Source organism: Pantoea sp. Cy-639 (genome assembly GCF_011752525.1).
GTDB lineage: Bacteria > Pseudomonadota > Gammaproteobacteria > Pseudomonadales > Pseudomonadaceae > Aquipseudomonas.
In genome coordinates this window covers 85,780-103,245 of sequence record NZ_VWXI01000011.1, presented here as the reverse complement: position 1 = coordinate 103,245, position 17,466 = coordinate 85,780, and the positions used below count along the sequence as shown (strand labels likewise).

Sequence of the window (17,466 nt, the reverse complement as noted above, 5' to 3'; positions counted from 1 at the left end):
CGAAGGCGTTAGACAGTGAAGGCGTCTTGCAGCAGTTTTTCCTGCTGTTCGGCGTGCTTCGATGCGTAACCACAGGCTGGCGCGGCGGAAGCGTCGCGGCCGGCGTATTCCAGGACCAGTGCCTTGTTGTGGCGGCCCAGGATACGGCGCATGTGGTGCTGGCTGCTGTACCAGGCGCCCTGGTTCATCGGCTCTTCCTGACACCAGACCGCATGCTTGAGGTTGGTGTAAGGCGCCAGGATCTCGACCAGGTCGTCCTCGGGGAACGGATACAGCTGCTCGATACGCACGATGGCGATGTCTTCGCGGCCTTCGGCACGGCGTTTTTCCAGCAGGTCGTAGTAGACCTTGCCACCGCACAGGACCAGGCGCTCGACCTTGGCCGGATCGATCGCGTCGATTTCCGGGATCACGGTCTGGAACGAGCCATCGGCCAGGTCTTCCAGGGTCGAGATGGCCAGCTTGTGGCGCAGCAGCGACTTCGGCGTCAGCACGATCAGCGGCTTGCGCAGCGGACGGATGACCTGGCGACGCAGCAGGTGGTAGATCTGTGCCGGGGTGGTCGGTACGCAGACCTGGATGTTGTGCTCGGCGCACAGTTGCAGGTAGCGCTCCAGACGCGCGGAGGAGTGCTCCGGCCCCTGACCTTCATAACCGTGCGGCAGCAGCATGGTCAGACCGCACAAACGGCCCCACTTGTGCTCGCCACTGGTGATGAACTGGTCGATCACCACTTGCGCACCGTTGGCGAAGTCGCCGAACTGGGCTTCCCAGATCACCAGCGCGTTCGGCGTGGTGGTCGAGTAGCCGTATTCGAAGGCCAGTACGGCCTCTTCCGAGAGGAAGGAGTCGTACAGATCGAAGCGCGGCTGGCCCGGGAACAGGTTCTTCAGCGGTACGTAGGTGCTGGCGTCCTTCTGGTTGTGCAGCACCGCGTGACGGTGCGAGAAGGTGCCACGGCCGATGTCCTGGCCGGTCATGCGGATCGGGTGACCTTCGAACTGCAGCGTGGCGTAGGCCATGGTCTCCGCGTAACCCCAGTTGATCGGCAAGCCACCGGCCTGCATCTTCTGGCGGTCTTCGTAGATCTTCGCGACCTGGCGCTGGACGACGAAGCCTTCTGGCAGTTCCAGCAGCTTGGCCGACAGTTCCTGCAAGGTCTTGAGGTCGAAGCGGGTGTCGTGACGCGCGGTCCAGGCGTGACCCAGGTACGGGCGCCAGTCGACGAACAGCTCGCGATTCGGCTCCTTGACCAGGCTCTTGACCACGTGCAGGCCGTTGTCCAGCGCGTTGCGGTACTCGTCGATCTTGGCCTGGGCGCGCTCGGCATCGATGCGACCGGCCTGGATCAGCGCATCGGCGTACAGCTCACGGGTGGTGCGCTGCTTGCTGATCTGCTGGTACATCAAAGGCTGGGTGCCGTTCGGCTCGTCGGCCTCGTTGTGGCCGCGACGACGGTAGCAGACCAGGTCGATGACCACGTCACGCTTGAACTGCATGCGGTAGTCGATGGCCAGCTGGGTGACGAACAGCACCGCCTCTGGATCATCGCCGTTCACGTGCAGGATCGGCGCCTGGATCATCTTGGCAACGTCGGTGGCGTACTCGGTGGAGCGCGCGTCCAGCGGGTTGCTGATGGTGAAGCCAACCTGGTTGTTGATCACGATGTGCACGGTGCCGCCGGTCTTGAAACCGCGGGTCTGCGACATCTGGAAGGTTTCCATGACCACGCCCTGGCCGGCGAACGCAGCGTCGCCGTGGATCGAGATCGGCAGAACCTTGTCACCCACGGTGTCGTTGCGACGGTCCTGACGGGCGCGCACCGAACCTTCCACCACCGGCGAGACGATTTCCAGGTGGGAGGGGTTGAACGCCATGGCCAGGTGCACTTCGCCACCCGGGGTCATCACGTTCGAGGAGAAGCCCTGGTGATACTTCACGTCACCGGAGCCAAGCTCGTTCATCTTCTTGCCTTCGAACTCGTCGAACAGCTCGCGCGGGTTCTTGCCGAAGGTGTTGACGAGCACGTTCAGGCGGCCACGGTGGGCCATGCCGATCACGACTTCCTTGGTGCCGTAGGAACCGGAGCGCTGGATCATCTCGTCCAGCATCGGGATCAGGCTTTCGCCGCCTTCCAGGCCGAAGCGCTTGGTGCCCGGGTACTTGGTGCCCAGGTACTTCTCCAGGCCCTCACCGGCCGTGACGCGCTCGAGCAGGTGGGTCTGCACGTCGGCGGAGAATTCCGGACGGCCACGTACGCTTTCCAGACGCTGCTGGAACCAGCTGCGCTGCTCGGAATCGACGATGTGGGTGAACTCGGCGCCAATGGTGCGACAATATGTCTTCTCGAGCGCTTCGAAAATTTCGCGTAGGCTCGCTTCCTCTTTGCCGATGAACAGGTCGCCGGCACGGAAGGTCGTATCAAGATCGGCATTGGTCAAGCCGTAGTGATTGATCGACAGGTCTACGGGCGCGGGACGCTGCCACAACCCCAACGGGTCGAGCTTGGCAGCCTGATGGCCGCGCATACGATAGGCCTGGATCAGTCGCAGAACTTCAACCTGCTTCTTCTCGTGTTCACTGCTCACGCTCCCGGCGGATACCGGTTGGGCGCGGCGCTGGTTCTTTGCCAGCAGTACGAAATGGTCGCGGATTGTCGAGTGCGATACATCGGTAGCGGTGCTGCCGTCGGCGGGCAACTTCTGGAAGTAGGTGCGCCACTCTTCTGGCACAGCGTTAGGGTCGTGCAGGTAGAGCTCATAAAGCTCTTCCACATATGCAGCGTTACCACCTGAAAGGTGGGCGCTATCCCACATGCGCTGCATCACGCTTTCTTGCATGCTTGGTCACCCTCGATTAGGGGACTGATCGGCGAGAGCCACAGCAAACCTGGAAAAGTCCGAAAACAGCGACTGAACCACGCCACCTGGATCCTGCTGATTTTCCGGGTACCAGCCCGGAAGCCCCTGCTGGTCTCATATCTTCATAGGTAATGAGCGCGGGCTTTGTGGGCCCTTGCTCGGGTTTTACCTCAGTGCGGGCTCACCACCCGCACCTCGGCTTACTGCAGGTACAACACTTTGTATCAGGTGCCGCTTTGCAGCAGCATGTTACGTACGTGACCGATTGCCTTGGTCGGGTTCAGACCCTTCGGGCACACGTTCACGCAGTTCATGATCCCGCGGCAGCGGAATACGCTGAACGGGTCATCCAGGGACGCCAGGCGCTCCTGAGTCTTGGTGTCACGGCTGTCGGCCAGGAAGCGATAGGCTTGCAGCAGCGCGGCCGGGCCCAGGAACTTGTCCGGGTTCCACCAGAACGATGGGCAGGACGTCGAGCAGCAGGCGCACAGGATGCACTCGTACAGACCGTCCAGCTTGTCGCGATCTTCCGGCGACTGCAGGCGTTCGATGGCCGGCGCCGGAGTGTCGTTCTGCAGGAACGGCTTCACCTTCTCGTACTGCTTGTAGAAGATGCTCATGTCGACAACCAGGTCACGAATGACCGGCAGGCCAGGCAGCGGGCGCAGGACCAGCTTGTTGCCCTTGACCACGGAGGACAGCGGCGTGATGCACGCCAGGCCGTTCTTGCCGTTGATGTTCATGCCATCGGAACCGCAGACGCCTTCACGGCAGGAACGACGGTAGGAAAAACCTTCGTCCTGCTCCTTGATCAGCGCCAGCACGTCCAGGACCATCAGATCCTTGCCGCCAGTGTCGACCTGGAAGGTCTGCATCTTCGGCGCAGAATCGGTGTCCGGGTTGTAACGATAAACTTCGACTTGCAACATAGCGGCCACCCTTAGTAAGTCCGGACTTTTGGTTCGAAGGCAGGAACTGTCTTCGGCGCAAAGTTGACGCCACGCTTGGCGACGCGCTTCTCACCCGGGTAGTACAGGGTGTGGCACAGCCAGTTTTCGTCGTCACGGTCTTCGAAGTCTTCACGGGCGTGAGCGCCGCGGGACTCTTTACGGGCCTCTGCCGCAATGGCGGTGGCTTCGGCGACTTCCAGCAGGTTCTGCAGCTCCAGCGCTTCGATACGCGCGGTGTTGAAGGCCTGGGACTTGTCGTTGATCTTGACGTTGGCGATGCGGTCACGCAGGCCGGCCAGTTGCTCGATACCCTTCTGCATGTATTCGCCGGTACGGAACACACCGAAGTAGTTCTGCATGCAGCTCTGCAGCTCGCGCTTGAGGCTGGCGACGTCTTCGCCAGTGGTGCGCTCGTTGAGCTTGTTCAGGCGGTTCAGGGCAACATCGACATCGGTGTCGCTGGCATCGCGGTACTCGACGCCATCGCTCAGCGCCTTCTCCAGGTGCAGGCCGGCGGCGCGACCGAAGACCACCAGGTCGAGCAGCGAGTTGCCACCCAGGCGGTTGGCACCGTGCACCGATACGCATGCCACTTCACCCACGGCGAACAGACCCGGGATGATGTGATCCTTGCCTTCGGCGTCCATGGTGATGGCCTGGCCATGAATGTTGGTGGCAACGCCGCCCATCATGTAGTGGCAGGTCGGGATGACCGGCACCGGCGCGACCACAGGGTCGACGTGGGCGAAGGTCTTGGACAGCTCGCAGATACCTGGCAGGCGGCTGTGCAGCACTTCCTCGCCCAGGTGGTCCAGCTTCAGCAGTACGTGGTCCTTGTTCGGGCCCACGCCGTTGCCGGCGATGATTTCCTTGACCATGGAACGGGCGACCACGTCGCGGCCGGCCAGGTCTTTCGCGTTCGGCGCGTAACGCTCCATGAAGCGCTCGCCGTGGGCGTTGATCAGGTAGCCACCCTCACCGCGGCAACCCTCGGTGACCAGTACTCCGGCACCGGCGATGCCGGTCGGGTGGAACTGCCACATCTCGATGTCCTGCACCGGCACGCCGGCACGCAGGGCCATGCCGATACCGTCGCCGGTATTGATCAGGGCGTTGGTGGTGGAGGCGTAGATACGGCCGGCACCGCCAGTGGCCAGCACGGTGGCCTTGGACTTGATGTACATGGTCTCGCCGGTTTCGATGCAGATCGCGATCACACCGACGAAGGCGCCGTCCTGGTTCTTCACCAGGTCAACGGCGTAGTACTCGTTGAGGAAGGTGGTACCTGCCTTCAGGTTGCCCTGGTACAGGGTGTGCAGCAGCGCGTGACCGGTACGGTCGGAAGCGGCGCAGGTACGGGCAGCCTGGCCACCCTTGCCGAAGTCCTTGGACTGACCGCCGAACGGACGCTGGTAGATGCGACCGGTTTCGGTACGGGAGAACGGCAGGCCCATGTGGTCCAGCTCGAAGACCGCGGCCGGACCTTCCTGACACATGTATTCGATAGCGTCCTGGTCACCGATGTAGTCGGAACCCTTGACGGTATCGTACATGTGCCAGCGCCAGTCATCGTTCGGGTCGGCCGAAGCGATGGCACAGGTGATGCCACCCTGGGCGGAAACGGTGTGCGAACGGGTCGGGAACACCTTGGTGACCACGGCGGTCTTGTGGCCGCCCTGAGCCAGCTGCAGCGCTGCGCGCATGCCGGCGCCGCCGCCACCGATGATGATGGCGTCGAAGGAAATCGTTGGAATGTTAGCCATGAATCAGATACCCCAGAGAATCTGCACACCCCAGACGAAGTAGGCGAACATGATGACGCCGCATACCGCTTGGGACAGGAAACGAATCGCAGTCGCCGACTTGCCGAACGCCATCGGCGTCAGGTAGTCGGTGGTGATGGTCCACATGCCGACCCAGGCGTGAGCGCCGAGGGCAACGAGGGCCAGGAGACTGAAGATTCGCATCGCGCTGTTGGAGAACAGGGCGTGCCACTGGGCGTAGTCGATACCCGGGTGGGCGGCGACGTAGCCGATCAGGAAAATGAAGTAAGCCGCGAGAACGACCGCCGAGACGCGCTGTGCCATCCAGTCATAGAGGCCCGAACGCGACAGGTTCGTGACATTAGTTACCATACCCAAACTCCTGCCAGAACGATCAGCACCACGGAGATGACAATCACGATTTTCGAGCCCAGCTTGCCGCCTTCCAGCGTCTCACCGATACCCATGTCCATGATCAGGTGACGCACACCTGCCACGAGGTGATACAGCAGGCCGGACAGCAGGCCCCAGGTCACGAACTTGGCCAGCGGGCTGGTCAGACACGCCTTCACCTCGGCAAAGCCTTCCTCGGAACCCAGCGATTTGCCCAGTGCATAAAGCATGATGGCAATGCCGAAGAACAGGATGACGCCGGAGATACGGTGAAGAATGGACGTGTACGCAGTGACAGGAAGCTTGATGGTCCTTAGGTCTAGGTTTACAGGTCGTTGGCTTTTCACGGCTTTTTTCACACTGAAGAGCCCCTAGCTAACAGGGCAAAGTTGTTGGTAAGTGTACTGGTCAGGTACCCACCACCCAGGAGAGCGACGACACCCAGCAGGACAGGCTTGAAAGCCTCTGGGAGTCGGCTGTCGAGTATAGACAGTTAGGCTGCTCATGACAACGCAAGGGGCTAGCCCGAATAGCGCATTGCCTTTAGTGAACAAAAGGCGTAAATGGGCGGGAATTTCGCGAAAAATCAGGCATCAGAGGGCGTTTCAACCAGCCTTTAGGCAAATTGACATTCGATTTTATCCCTCTATAGTGGTGCGGGCCCTGCGTGGGGGGTCTGTCTGATGATTTCAAGCATTAATAGGAGGCCACATGGCTGACAAAAAAGCGCAGTTGGTCATCGAGGGCAATGCCCCCGTCGAGCTGCCCATTTTAACCGGCACCGTTGGTCCCGATGTTATCGACGTCCGCGGGCTGGGGGCATCCGGTCACTTCACCTTCGACCCTGGTTTCATGGCAACCGCCTCGTGCGAATCCAAGATCACCTACATCGACGGCGACAAGGGCATCCTGCTGCACCGCGGCTACCCGATCGAACAACTCGCCGAGAAATCGGACTACCTGGAAACCTGCTACCTGCTGCTCAACGGCGAACTGCCGAATGCCGAGCAGAAGGCCCAGTTCGTCAGCACCGTGAAGAACCACACCATGGTTCACGAGCAGCTGAAGTCCTTCTTCAACGGCTTCCGCCGCGACGCTCACCCGATGGCGGTGATGTGCGGCGTGGTCGGTGCCCTGTCGGCGTTCTATCACGACTCGCTGGACATCAATAACCCGCAGCACCGCGAAATCTCCGCAGTGCGCCTGGTCGCGAAAATGCCGACCCTGGCCGCGATGGTCTACAAGTACTCCATGGGCCAGCCCATGATGTACCCGCGCAACGACCTGTCGTACGCGGAAAACTTCCTGCACATGATGTTCAACACCCCGTGCGAGATCAAACCGATCAGCCCGGTGCTGGCCAAGGCGATGGACCGGATCTTCATCCTCCACGCCGACCACGAGCAGAACGCCTCCACCTCCACCGTACGCCTGGCGGGCTCCTCGGGCGCCAACCCGTTCGCCTGTATCGCCGCCGGCATCGCCGCCCTGTGGGGCCCGGCCCACGGCGGTGCGAACGAAGCCGTCCTGACCATGCTCGATGAAATCGGCGATGTCTCGAACATCGACAAGTACATCGCCAAGGCCAAGGACAAGAACGATCCGTTCAAGCTGATGGGCTTCGGTCACCGCGTCTACAAGAACCGCGACCCGCGCGCCACCGTGATGAAGAAGACCTGCGACGAAGTGCTGGGCGAGCTGGGCATCAAGAACGATCCGCAGCTGGAACTGGCCATGCGCCTGGAAGAGATCGCCCTCACCGATCCGTACTTCATCGAGCGCTCGCTGTACCCGAACGTCGACTTCTACTCGGGCATCATCCTCAAGGCCATCGGCATCCCGACCAGCATGTTCACCGTGATCTTCGCCCTGGCACGTACCGTGGGCTGGATCTCGCACTGGAAGGAAATGCTCTCCGGCCCGTACAAGATCGGTCGTCCGCGCCAGTTGTACACCGGTCACGAGCAGCGCGACATCGTTGACCTGAAAGACCGCAAGTAAGCCTTCGGGCCCAACGCGAAAAGGCTGCCCTCGGGCAGCCTTTTTCGTTTCTGTGGCAACCTTGTCGCAGGGCAAGCCCACGACAGGACCACCCCATGCCGATCAAGGTTTCTCGGCTTTCTCGCGCAACCCCTTGAGGGTATTGAACGGCGCATCCACCACGAACTTGTTGGCCAGCCACGACGGCACACTGCCGCCCGGCTCGGTGTGCACCTGGTAGGTCACTTCGGTACTGTCGCCCTTGGGCACCAGCTTCCAGAAACCATCCACCTGGGCAACCCGGACGAACCCCTTCTCTTCCGGCAGGTAGGTCGGCTCCTCCTTGAGCTTGCGGGTGACACTGCCATCGGCGTCCTGCACCGTGGTCACATGCAGGATCGAATCACGCGCGGTCACCGGCCACGGCGTATTGAACTGGGTATAGGTCCAGCTCTGGTCGCCTTCGGCCTTGAGCAGCTTCTGGGTCTTGCACTCATGGATCCAGGCACAAGCGCCTGCCACATCTTCCTGTAGCGCCTTGACCTTGGCCAGCGGCGCCTTGATCACGGTCACGCCTCGGTAGGCCTTGTACTTGGAGCCCGCCACCTCGCTGAGGGAAACCTTGATGCCCTCCTCGTCCTTGGCCACCTGCCAGTTCTCGGCCCAGGCTGCCGGGGCCAGCACCACACCCATGCCACACAACAGAGCAATACGCTTGATCGATCTCATCATCTTGTTCCTTGTTGTCGAAGATCCAACCTGTCACGCCGCCGTCATCTGCTCCAGCCATCCGATGATACGGATGGCGTCGTCACGATCGTTGCCGCAAATCTCCGCCTCTGCCTTGAAGCCACCACACACCTGCGGCCGTTCGGGCCTGCCGAACAGCGCGCAAAGGTTTTCGACATTCAGATGCAGGCAGCGTTCGCCAGCCGGCTTGCCATGAGGCATGCCAGGAATCGGCGAACTAATGGACGGGGCGATGCAGCAGGCACCACAGCCCTCGCGGCATTTCATGACAACAGGACTCCCAGGAGCAAAACGGGACGAACGTCCCTGGATACTAACCGCCCAAACATACGTTTGAAATTGCCAGGAGGATGATTTCACCCGTGACCCGGCAGTCAGTTGCGGAATTGAAACTCGATGGCCGCGCCCTCTACTTCCTTGCGACTATCGTTGCGCAACTGCAGCTGCATTTCGTTGCTGATCAGCCGGCCATTGAGCTGAAAAGGACTGTCATCGGCTTCAGGCTTGTCCGAGAACATCGCCGGCAATAACGGTTTGCGCGCAGCCGGCGCAGCGCCACCGACCTGGGGCTTGAGTTCACGCACCATGTCGCTGGGCAGGCTGAGATCCAGCCTGGCCTTGGGCAGCGGTTGCGCGACCGCCTTGCTGACCGGCTTCGCGCGAGGCTTGGATTTGGACGCAGGCTTGGCGACCGGCTTGGTGGCCGGCTTGCCGGACGCTTTTGCTGGCGCCTTGGTTGTCCCGCCCTGCGCCTTGGCCGCTGGCTCCGCAGCCTGGGCCATCACACCCTGGAGACAGGGCACGGCGAGGCAGAACAGAAGGACAAGTGGTCGAAGCGCTTTCATAAGTACCGGGAACAAGCTGGAAAAACGCGTATGCTCCCTGTTCCCCGCTCATCTGACAAGCCTACAAAAGTGAGACTGTCGACTCCCGGCACAATTGCCGCGCCAACAAGCCAAGCGTCACCACCGCCCGTTCGGCCTCCTTGTTCCAGGGAATGCCACAGTTGAGCCGGATACAGTGGTTGAATTGTTCGGTATTGCTGAAGATCAGCCCCGGCGCAATGCTGATGCCCTGCTGCAATGCCCGCACATGCAACTCCTGAGTGTTGATCCGTCCCGGCAGGCTGACCCACAGGATGAACCCACCGGTCGGCCGCGTCATTTGGGTACCCTCGGGAAAGTGCTGCTGCACCGCCAGTTGGTAGGCGCTGAGGTTCTTGCGGTATTCCTGGCGAATGAAGCGCAGGTGACGATCATAGCCACCGTTCTCCAGGTACGCGGCCACCCCCATCTGGGTCACGCTGCACGCCGAATGGGTGGTGAAGGTCTGCAATCGCTGGATCTCGTCCTGGTAGCGACCAGCGATCATCCAGCCGACCCGCACCCCTGGCGACAGGGTCTTGGAGAAGCTCGAGCAGTAGATCACCCGGTCCAGCCGGTCGAAGGCCTTGAGCGCCTTGGTCCGCCCCTGCTCGAACATCAGCTCGCCATAGATGTCGTCCTCGACGATCTGGATATCGAAGTCCGATGCCAGGCGCAGGAGCTGCTTCTGCCGCTCCTCCGGGATGGTGCCACCCAATGGATTGCTCAGTCTCGCAGTCAGCACCAGCGCCTTGATCGGCCACTGGTTGGCCGCCAGTTGCAGAGCCTCGAGACTGATGCCGGTGGCAGGATCACTGGGAATTTCGATCACCTTCAACCCCAGCAGATCGGCCAGTTGCAGCAACCCGTAATAGGTCGGCGACTCGGCGGCGATCAAGTCCCCCGGACGGGTCAGCACCCGCAACGCCATCTGCAGGGCATCGACGCAGCCATGGGTGACGATGACTTCGCGCGGATCGACCAGCACCCCGGCATCACGCATGCGAATGGCGATCTGCCGGCGCAGTGGCTCGAACCCGGGGCTGAACATGTAGCTGAAGGCGCGCGGACTATGGAAGCGAGTAACCTTGGCCAACTGCTGGTGCAACGCGCGCACCGGCAGGTAGTCGACGTGCGGCACCGCCGCACCGAACGGAAACACCCCGTCACGCCGCGCCTCGACCAGCACTTGCTGGATGATGCTGGCCCGCGTCACCAGGCCTGGTCGCTCGACCCGGGCGATATCCGGGGTCTGCGCGGTCAGCGCCGGGGTCTGGTGCACGTAGTAGCCCGACTGCGGACGGGCACGAATCAGACCCTGGTCCTCGAGATTGGCGTAGGCCTGCAGGACAGTGGCATGACTGACATTGAGCTGGGCGCTCATCTTGCGCACCGACGGCACCCGCTCCCCCGGCTGATAGACGCCACGACGGATATCGTCGGCCAGTTGCTGGGCGATACGCTGATACAGCAGCAGGTTGGTCATGGCGTGGTCTCGAAACGCGGACGGGATCGTTGTTCTTGTGCGGCTCACTGCGGAGCCAGAATACCGTAACAGTTGCAAAGTGTACTGGGACAGATCGCAGGATAGTCAACAATACAGTGGCGTGACAGCGAAACGGTGAACAACAACGTCAACGCGCGACGAACGCGTATCCGCCGATCGCAGCGCAACCCCACCTCACGCGACGCCATGGAAGGAGTTTGCCCTGCGATCGGGATGCCCGGCCTCAGCGCGCCGGCGCGAGCTTGCCCTTGTCGTCGGAGAACACGATCTCGACCCGGCGATTCTGCGCCCTGCCCCGCTCAGAGGCATTGGCCTCCACCGGATACTGGTCGCCATAACCCTCGACCAGGATACGCTTCTCGTCGACGCCCAGGTCCGCCAGCATGTCGGCCACCGACTGGGCCCGCTCCCGGGATAGCCGCACGTTGTCCTCAGGCGTGCCGGTGCTGTCGGTATAGCCTTCGATACGCACCACGCGCCGCGGATTGAGCTGCAGGAACTGCACCAGCTTGAGCACGGTGCGGCTGGCCGAATTCTTCAGCTCGGCCTCACCGGTATCGAACAGTACATCCCCCAAGGTCATGACCAGGCCACGATCAGCCTGCTCCGAAGCCATGGCGACGATCTGCGCCTCGACGAACTTGCCTTGCTGCTGCACGCTGGCCAGCTTGGCCTCGCGCAACCCCAACTGCAGGCGCTGTCGCTCCAGGTCGAGCTTGGCCAGGCGCTCCTGGTTCAGCGCCAGCTTGGCGTGCTCGCGAGCAATCTCGCTGTAACGCTGGCTCAGGTAGGCATAGTGGCGCACATCACTGCCCGTACCGACATAGCCGGCAAGGCGCTCGGCCCGCGCCAGCGATTCGCCAGCACGGATCACGTCACGCGGCGCACTGCGCAGCACATCGGAATCGTCCTTGACCTTGAGGAAGGCGGCATTGGCTTCATCCAGCGCCGATGCGCTGCGCTGGCTGGCGCACCCCTGCAACCCGACCAGCGCGAGCAGGGCCAGCGCGGACATCGCCTTGATACGGCTCATGGCTGCACCTCCAACTGCTTGCGCAGGCGCTTGACCCTCGACTGCAGCAATTGCAGCTGCTCGTCGCTCTTCTGCGTCAGCACCTGCGCCTCGGCCAGGCGCGCATCGAGCTCGGCCTGCTCGGCACGCATGCGCGCGTCGCGGTAGCTTTCGCTGATCATGTTGCTCTTGGCCCGCTCCAGCTTGTCCTCGGCCAGCTTGAATGCCGGCACCTGTTCATTGGCACCGACTGCCTTGGCCTGCTCCAGCGCCTGTTCCGACAGACGCAACTGTTCATTGGGCGCCGGGTCGTTGGCGCAGCCGGCGAGACCGACGAAAGCCAGGGCCAGGGCCAATGCCCGAGGAGCCTGGGATGAGAAGGGTGTATTCAAGCCGTTTGAGCCTCTTGCGCTTGATGACAGGGCCCGCGGATGGCTCGCGGGCAAAGCGGCAATAGTAACCTTTCTTTGGCCTCGGTAAAGCCAGGAGCGAGCATCCGCATGCGCCATCCAGACGCCGAGACAGCTCAGCACCGCCAATCTGCAGCGTCGGTCAGCGAGCAACCGGCTGCATCTGCGCCTTCCAGCGCTCGACATTGCGCTGCAGCACCGCCTCGGTGGCGCCGGAAATCGGCAGCTCAGTGAGTTTCTGTGCCAACTGCCCACGCAACCAGCTGTCATTGCATGCCGAGTTGTGCGACACCGCCAGGTACAGTCCCGGCCGATCGACTGGCAGGCCACGGCCGACCAGGTCATCGCCTACCCCGAGGCTCTGGGCCATGGCCATCCCGGCATAGCGTCCGGCAAGCGCATAGTCGACCTGGCCGAGCACCAGCTTCTGGAAGGCTTGCGTGAGGTTCTGCGCCGGCTCGAGCTGCAGCTGGGCCTTGGCGAAGGCGTCGAAGGCCGGCGTCAGGCGCGCCTTCTCCGACAAGCTGCCCCGGTAACGGGCAAGGTCGGCGGGACCGCTGAATTCGAGCGGACTGTCGTGCCGAGTCCAGACCAGGTACTCGTTGAGTTGCAAGGCCGGGTGGATATAGTCCAGGGCGGTCAGCTGGGCAACCTGCATCGGCGTGTCGAGCAGCAGGTCCATGCGCCCGCTGCGGACCTCTTCCAGCGCCTGCTCGCGCTTGCCCGCATGCAGGACCTCGACCTTGAGCCCCAGCGACCCCGCCACCTGGCGCAGCAGGTCGACATTGGCGCCGATCAGGTGTTTCGGATCCTCTGGGTCCTGCCAGGAATACGGCGGGGCATCCGGGCTGCCGGTAGCCACCAGGCGCTCGCACTTGCCCACCGCCCACGCCGGGGCCGACAGCAGCGCCAGTACCAGGACCAGCCCTCCCTTGCTCCTATGCAACACCATGCAACCACTCCCCGACCTTGGCGCGAGCGCCATAAAAAAACCCGGTCCGCCAAGGGCGAACCGGGTTCTTTATAAGTGAAGCAGGCGGATCAGACCAGCTTTTCCAGCTCCGGAACCGCTTCGAACAGATCGGCGACCAGGCCATAGTCGGCCACCTGGAAGATCGGGGCCTCCTCGTCCTTGTTGATCGCGACGATCACTTTCGAGTCCTTCATGCCAGCCAAGTGCTGGATCGCGCCGGAGATACCGACGGCGATGTACAGCTGAGGCGCGACGATCTTGCCGGTCTGGCCGACCTGCATGTCGTTTGGCACGAAGCCAGCGTCGACCGCGGCGCGCGAGGCACCGACCGCGGCACCGAGCTTGTCGGCCAGGGCGTACAGGTGCTTGAAGTTGTCACCGTTGCCCATGCCGCGACCGCCGGAAACGACGATCTTGGCGGCGGTCAACTCAGGACGATCGGACTTGGCCAGCTCTTCGTTGACGAAGGCCGACTTGCCGGCGTCGTGGGCAGCGGCAACCGCTTCGACAGCGGCCGAGCCACCTTCGGCGGCGACGGCGTCGAAGCCGGTGGTGCGCACGGTGATGACCTTGACGGCAGCGCTCGACTGCACGGTAGCGATGGCGTTACCGGCGTAGATCGGACGCTTGAAGGTATCGGCGGATTCGACCGCGATGATCTCGGAGATCTGGTCGACGTCCAGCAGCGCAGCGACGCGCGGCAGGATGTTCTTGCCATTGGTGGTGGCCGGGGCCAGCACGTGGCTGTAGCCCTTGGCCAGCTCGACCAGCAGTGGCGCGACGTTTTCCGGCAGGGCGTGGGCGTAGGCCGCATTGTCGGCGACCAGCACCTTGGCAACGCCGGCGATCTTGGCGGCGGACTCGGCAACGCCACCGACGTTCTGGCCAGCGACCAGCACGTGGATATCACCACCGATCTTGGCGGCAGCGGCGACAGTGTTCAGGGTGGCCGGGGCTACGGCACCGTTTTCGTGTTCAGCGACAACCAGGATAGTCATTTAGATTACCTTCGCTTCGTTCTTCAGCTTCTCGACCAGTTCGGCCACCGACTTGACCTTGATACCGGCGCTGCGGGCAGCCGGGGCTTCAACCTTCAGGGTCTTGGTGGTGGAGGCGATGGAGACGCCCAGCGCATCCGGAGTGACAGTCTCCAGCGGCTTCTTCTTGGCCTTCATGATGTTCGGCAGCGACGCGTAGCGCGGCTCGTTCAGGCGCAGGTCGGTGGTGACGATCGCCGGCAGGTTCAGCGCGACGGTCTGCAGGCCACCATCGATCTCACGGGTGACGTTGACCTTGTCGCCGGCAACCTCGACCTTGGAGGCGAAGGTGCCCTGGGCGAAGCCGGTCAGCGCGGCCAGCATCTGGCCAGTCTGGTTGTTGTCGCTGTCGATGGCCTGCTTGCCGAGGATGACCAGTTGCGGCTGCTCCTTGTCGACAACGGCTTTCAGCGCCTTGGCCACGGCCAGGGAGTTCAGCTCGTCAGCAGCTTCGACCAGGATCGCGCGGTCGGCACCCAGTGCCAGCGCGGTACGCAGTTGCTCCTGGGCGGCAGTCGGGCCGATGCTGACGACGACGATTTCACTCGCCACGCCCTTCTCTTTCAGGCGGACGGCTTCTTCCACGGCGATTTCGCAGAAGGGGTTCATGGACATCTTGACGTTTGCAAGGTCGACGCCGGAGTTGTCCGCCTTGACGCGAACCTTGACGTTGTAGTCGACCACTCGTTTGACAGCTACAAGAACCTTCATGGATTCCTCGTTACTCTCCGGTGAAAAGAAGATCGCCTGGGGACTGCCCGGCGAATGCGCGTGGGTACAAGGGCACCTCTAAAAACGTGTCGACACCGGCAATGTTCAAGTGACCGATCAGTCCTGTCCCGACCTTCACGGGCAAAACCCGCGAGTCATTTTCTGTCGTGGCGTGTAGACTCCACTACAAGACCCGATCCGGCCCGTAAACCCTGCTCTACGCCTGGTCTTTAGGGGTGCACCTGCGCCCGACGGTCAGCCTACGGCGAACGCGAAAGCGCTCGTATCTTGACCGTAACACCCAATCCGGTCAATACGGCAAATTGGCCAGCCTCCAGCCGCCCACCTGTGATTTTACGGGCCTCCGGCAAATTCAAACAAACGTTTGTATTGGACCCGCCAAGTGGTGTAGATATAATGCGCGGCCAAGACAAAACGGTGTAGTCCGTCGCCTGCGCAGCTACAGCAGCTGCACGCCGCGCGTGACCGTGAACACCCATAAAAGACCAGCAACAGCGATGAGCCTTGAGTAGGAGAGAACCTGTGGAACGCGAATACATGGAATTCGACGTGGTCATCGTCGGCGCAGGCCCGGCGGGCCTGTCCGCCGCCTGCCGCCTGAAGCAGAAGGCCGCCGAAGCCGGTAGCGAGATCAGCGTCTGCGTGGTCGAGAAAGGCTCCGAAGTCGGCGCCCACATCCTCTCCGGCGCGGTGTTCGAGCCCCGTGCGCTGAACGAATTGTTCCCCGACTGGAAGGCCATGGGTGCGCCGCTGAACACCGAAGTGAAGCGTGACGACATCTATGTACTCAAGGATGCCGGCAGTTCGACCAAGGTCCCGGACCTGTTCGTGCCCAAGACCATGCACAACCAGGGCAACTACATTATCTCGCTGGGCAACCTGTGCCGCTGGCTGGCCCAGCAGGCCGAGAACCTGGGCGTGGAGATCTACCCAGGCTTCGCCGCCCAGGAAGCGCTGTTCGATGAAAACGGCGTGGTCCGCGGCATCGTCACGGGTGACCTGGGTGTCGACCGCGAAGGCAATCCGAAGGACGGCCTGTATACCCCTGGCATGGAACTGCGCGCCAAGTACACCCTGTTCGCCGAAGGCTGCCGCGGCCATATCGGCAAGCAGCTGATCAAGCGCTTCGACCTGGACAACGCCTCCGACGTCCAGCACTACGGCATCGGCCTCAAGGAAATCTGGGAGATCGATCCGGCCAAGCACGAGCAAGGCCTGGTGGTGCACACCGCCGGTTGGCCGCTGGACGTGATGAGCGCCGAGAACACCGGCGGTTCGTTCCTCTACCACCTGGAGAACAACCAGGTAGTGGTCGGCCTGATCGTCGACCTGTCCTATGCCAACCCGTACCTGTCGCCGTTCGACGAATTCCAGCGCCTGAAGCACCACCCGGTGCTCAGCCAGTACCTCGAAGGCGGCAAGCGCATCAGCTACGGCGCCCGCGCCATCTGCAAGGGTGGCCTGAACTCGCTGCCGAAGATGGTGTTCAACGGCGGCGCGCTGATCGGCTGCGACCTGGGCACCCTGAACTTCGCCAAGATCAAGGGCAGCCACACCGCGATGAAATCGGGCATGCTCGCCGCCGACGCGGTGGCCGACGCGCTGATCGCCGGCAGCGAGGGTGGCAACCAGCTCGATGGCTATGTCAGCGCCTTCAAGGCCAGCTGGCTGTATGAAGAGCTGTACGCCAGCCGCAACTTCGGCCCGGCCATGCACAAGTTCGGCCCGATCCTCGGCGCGGCATTCAACTATGTCGACCAGAACTGGTTCGGCGGCAAGTTGCCGTTCACCCTGCACGACACTAAGCCGGACTATGCCTGCCTGAAGCTGGCGGCGGACGCGCAGAAGATCGACTACCCAAAACCGGACGGCAAGCTCAGCTTCGACAAGCTCAGCTCGGTATTCCTCTCCAGCACCAACCATGAAGAGGAACAACCCTGCCACCTGAAGCTGACCGATCCGAACATCCCGATCGCCAGCAACTTGCCGCTGTACGACGAACCGGCGCAGCGCTACTGCCCGGCGGGCGTCTACGAGGTGGTTACCCAGGAAGACGGCAACAAGCGCTTCCAGATCAACGCGCAGAACTGCGTGCACTGCAAGACCTGCGACATCAAGGACCCGGCCCAGAACATCACCTGGGTCACCCCTGAAGGCGCGGGCGGGCCGAATTATCCGAACATGTAAGCGCCCTGCCCGCGCGGCAAGAAGAAGCCCCCAGGCCGCAAGGTCCGG

Annotated in this window: 16 protein-coding genes; 2 read left to right on the top strand and 14 right to left on the bottom strand. The window is 62.3% G+C overall.

The features are described from left to right. Positions 1 to 8: 8 nt before the first annotated feature. The 5 genes from F3J43_RS15025 to sdhC all read right to left on the bottom strand — a co-directional run bounded on the left by F3J43_RS15025 (position 9) and on the right by sdhC (position 6,326). Positions 9 to 2,840, bottom strand: coding sequence for a 2-oxoglutarate dehydrogenase E1 component (locus tag F3J43_RS15025; RefSeq protein ID WP_166887818.1), 2,832 nt, complete (start codon positions 2,838 to 2,840; stop codon positions 9 to 11). 245 nt (positions 2,841 to 3,085) lie between these two features. Continuing rightward, positions 3,086 to 3,790: a succinate dehydrogenase iron-sulfur subunit gene (locus F3J43_RS15020; RefSeq protein ID WP_043211423.1), complete on the bottom strand. Its 705-nt coding sequence runs from the start codon at positions 3,788 to 3,790 to the stop codon at positions 3,086 to 3,088. Between the two features lie 11 nt (positions 3,791 to 3,801). Further along, on the bottom strand, positions 3,802 to 5,574 hold the full coding sequence (sdhA, locus tag F3J43_RS15015) for a succinate dehydrogenase flavoprotein subunit (RefSeq protein ID WP_166887813.1): 1,773 nt from the start codon (positions 5,572 to 5,574) through the stop codon (positions 3,802 to 3,804). 3 nt (positions 5,575 to 5,577) lie between these two features. Next, entirely contained in the window at positions 5,578 to 5,946 is a 369-nt protein-coding gene (sdhD, locus tag F3J43_RS15010) for a succinate dehydrogenase, hydrophobic membrane anchor protein (protein ID WP_166887810.1), read from the bottom strand. After that, the gene (gene sdhC / locus F3J43_RS15005; protein ID WP_353618236.1) at positions 5,940 to 6,326 is read right to left on the bottom strand and encodes a succinate dehydrogenase, cytochrome b556 subunit; all 387 of its coding nucleotides are present in this window, start codon (positions 6,324 to 6,326) and stop codon (positions 5,940 to 5,942) included. Before sdhC ends, sdhD begins: the two co-directional genes overlap by 7 nt. A 352-nt stretch (positions 6,327 to 6,678) precedes the next feature. Between sdhC and gltA the strand changes: the two genes are divergently transcribed. After that, positions 6,679 to 7,968 carry a citrate synthase gene (gene gltA / locus F3J43_RS15000; RefSeq protein WP_166887807.1) on the top strand — a complete coding sequence of 430 codons (1,290 nt, stop codon included), beginning with the start codon at positions 6,679 to 6,681 and terminating at the stop codon, positions 7,966 to 7,968. Between the two features lie 102 nt (positions 7,969 to 8,070). Here the strand turns inward: gltA and F3J43_RS14995 are convergent, their stop codons facing one another. The 9 genes from F3J43_RS14995 to F3J43_RS14955 form a co-directional block, all read right to left on the bottom strand. Continuing rightward, a complete protein-coding gene (locus tag F3J43_RS14995; RefSeq protein ID WP_166887804.1) occupies positions 8,071 to 8,676 on the bottom strand; it encodes an START domain-containing protein in 606 nt (201 codons plus the stop codon). Positions 8,677 to 8,709: 33 nt separating this feature from the next. Next, positions 8,710 to 8,964 carry a YkgJ family cysteine cluster protein gene (locus F3J43_RS14990; RefSeq protein WP_166887801.1) on the bottom strand — a complete coding sequence of 85 codons (255 nt, stop codon included), beginning with the start codon at positions 8,962 to 8,964 and terminating at the stop codon, positions 8,710 to 8,712. 107 nt (positions 8,965 to 9,071) lie between these two features. Then, positions 9,072 to 9,542 carry a hypothetical protein gene (locus F3J43_RS14985; protein ID WP_166887798.1) on the bottom strand — a complete coding sequence of 157 codons (471 nt, stop codon included), beginning with the start codon at positions 9,540 to 9,542 and terminating at the stop codon, positions 9,072 to 9,074. 61 nt (positions 9,543 to 9,603) lie between these two features. Next, a complete protein-coding gene (locus F3J43_RS14980) occupies positions 9,604 to 11,046 on the bottom strand; it encodes an aminotransferase-like domain-containing protein (protein ID WP_166887795.1) in 1,443 nt (480 codons plus the stop codon). Positions 11,047 to 11,290: 244 nt separating this feature from the next. After that, positions 11,291 to 12,100 (bottom strand): OmpA family protein, encoded by an 810-nt coding sequence (locus F3J43_RS14975; RefSeq protein WP_166887792.1) that lies wholly within the window; start codon positions 12,098 to 12,100, stop codon positions 11,291 to 11,293. Continuing rightward, the gene (locus F3J43_RS14970) at positions 12,097 to 12,471 is read right to left on the bottom strand and encodes a DUF4398 domain-containing protein (protein ID WP_286184624.1); all 375 of its coding nucleotides are present in this window, start codon (positions 12,469 to 12,471) and stop codon (positions 12,097 to 12,099) included. Before F3J43_RS14970 ends, F3J43_RS14975 begins: the two co-directional genes overlap by 4 nt. A gap of 160 nt (positions 12,472 to 12,631) precedes the next feature. Beyond that, entirely contained in the window at positions 12,632 to 13,441 is an 810-nt protein-coding gene (locus F3J43_RS14965) for a substrate-binding periplasmic protein (protein ID WP_166887789.1), read from the bottom strand. A gap of 89 nt (positions 13,442 to 13,530) precedes the next feature. Beyond that, positions 13,531 to 14,460 (bottom strand): electron transfer flavoprotein subunit alpha/FixB family protein, encoded by a 930-nt coding sequence (locus F3J43_RS14960; RefSeq protein WP_166887786.1) that lies wholly within the window; start codon positions 14,458 to 14,460, stop codon positions 13,531 to 13,533. Beyond that, positions 14,461 to 15,210: an electron transfer flavoprotein subunit beta/FixA family protein gene (locus F3J43_RS14955; RefSeq protein ID WP_166887783.1), complete on the bottom strand. Its 750-nt coding sequence runs from the start codon at positions 15,208 to 15,210 to the stop codon at positions 14,461 to 14,463. Between the two features lie 558 nt (positions 15,211 to 15,768). Here F3J43_RS14955 and F3J43_RS14950 point away from each other — a divergent pair. Beyond that, positions 15,769 to 17,418 carry an electron transfer flavoprotein-ubiquinone oxidoreductase gene (locus F3J43_RS14950; protein ID WP_205297893.1) on the top strand — a complete coding sequence of 550 codons (1,650 nt, stop codon included), beginning with the start codon at positions 15,769 to 15,771 and terminating at the stop codon, positions 17,416 to 17,418. Positions 17,419 to 17,466: the final 48 nt, after the last annotated feature.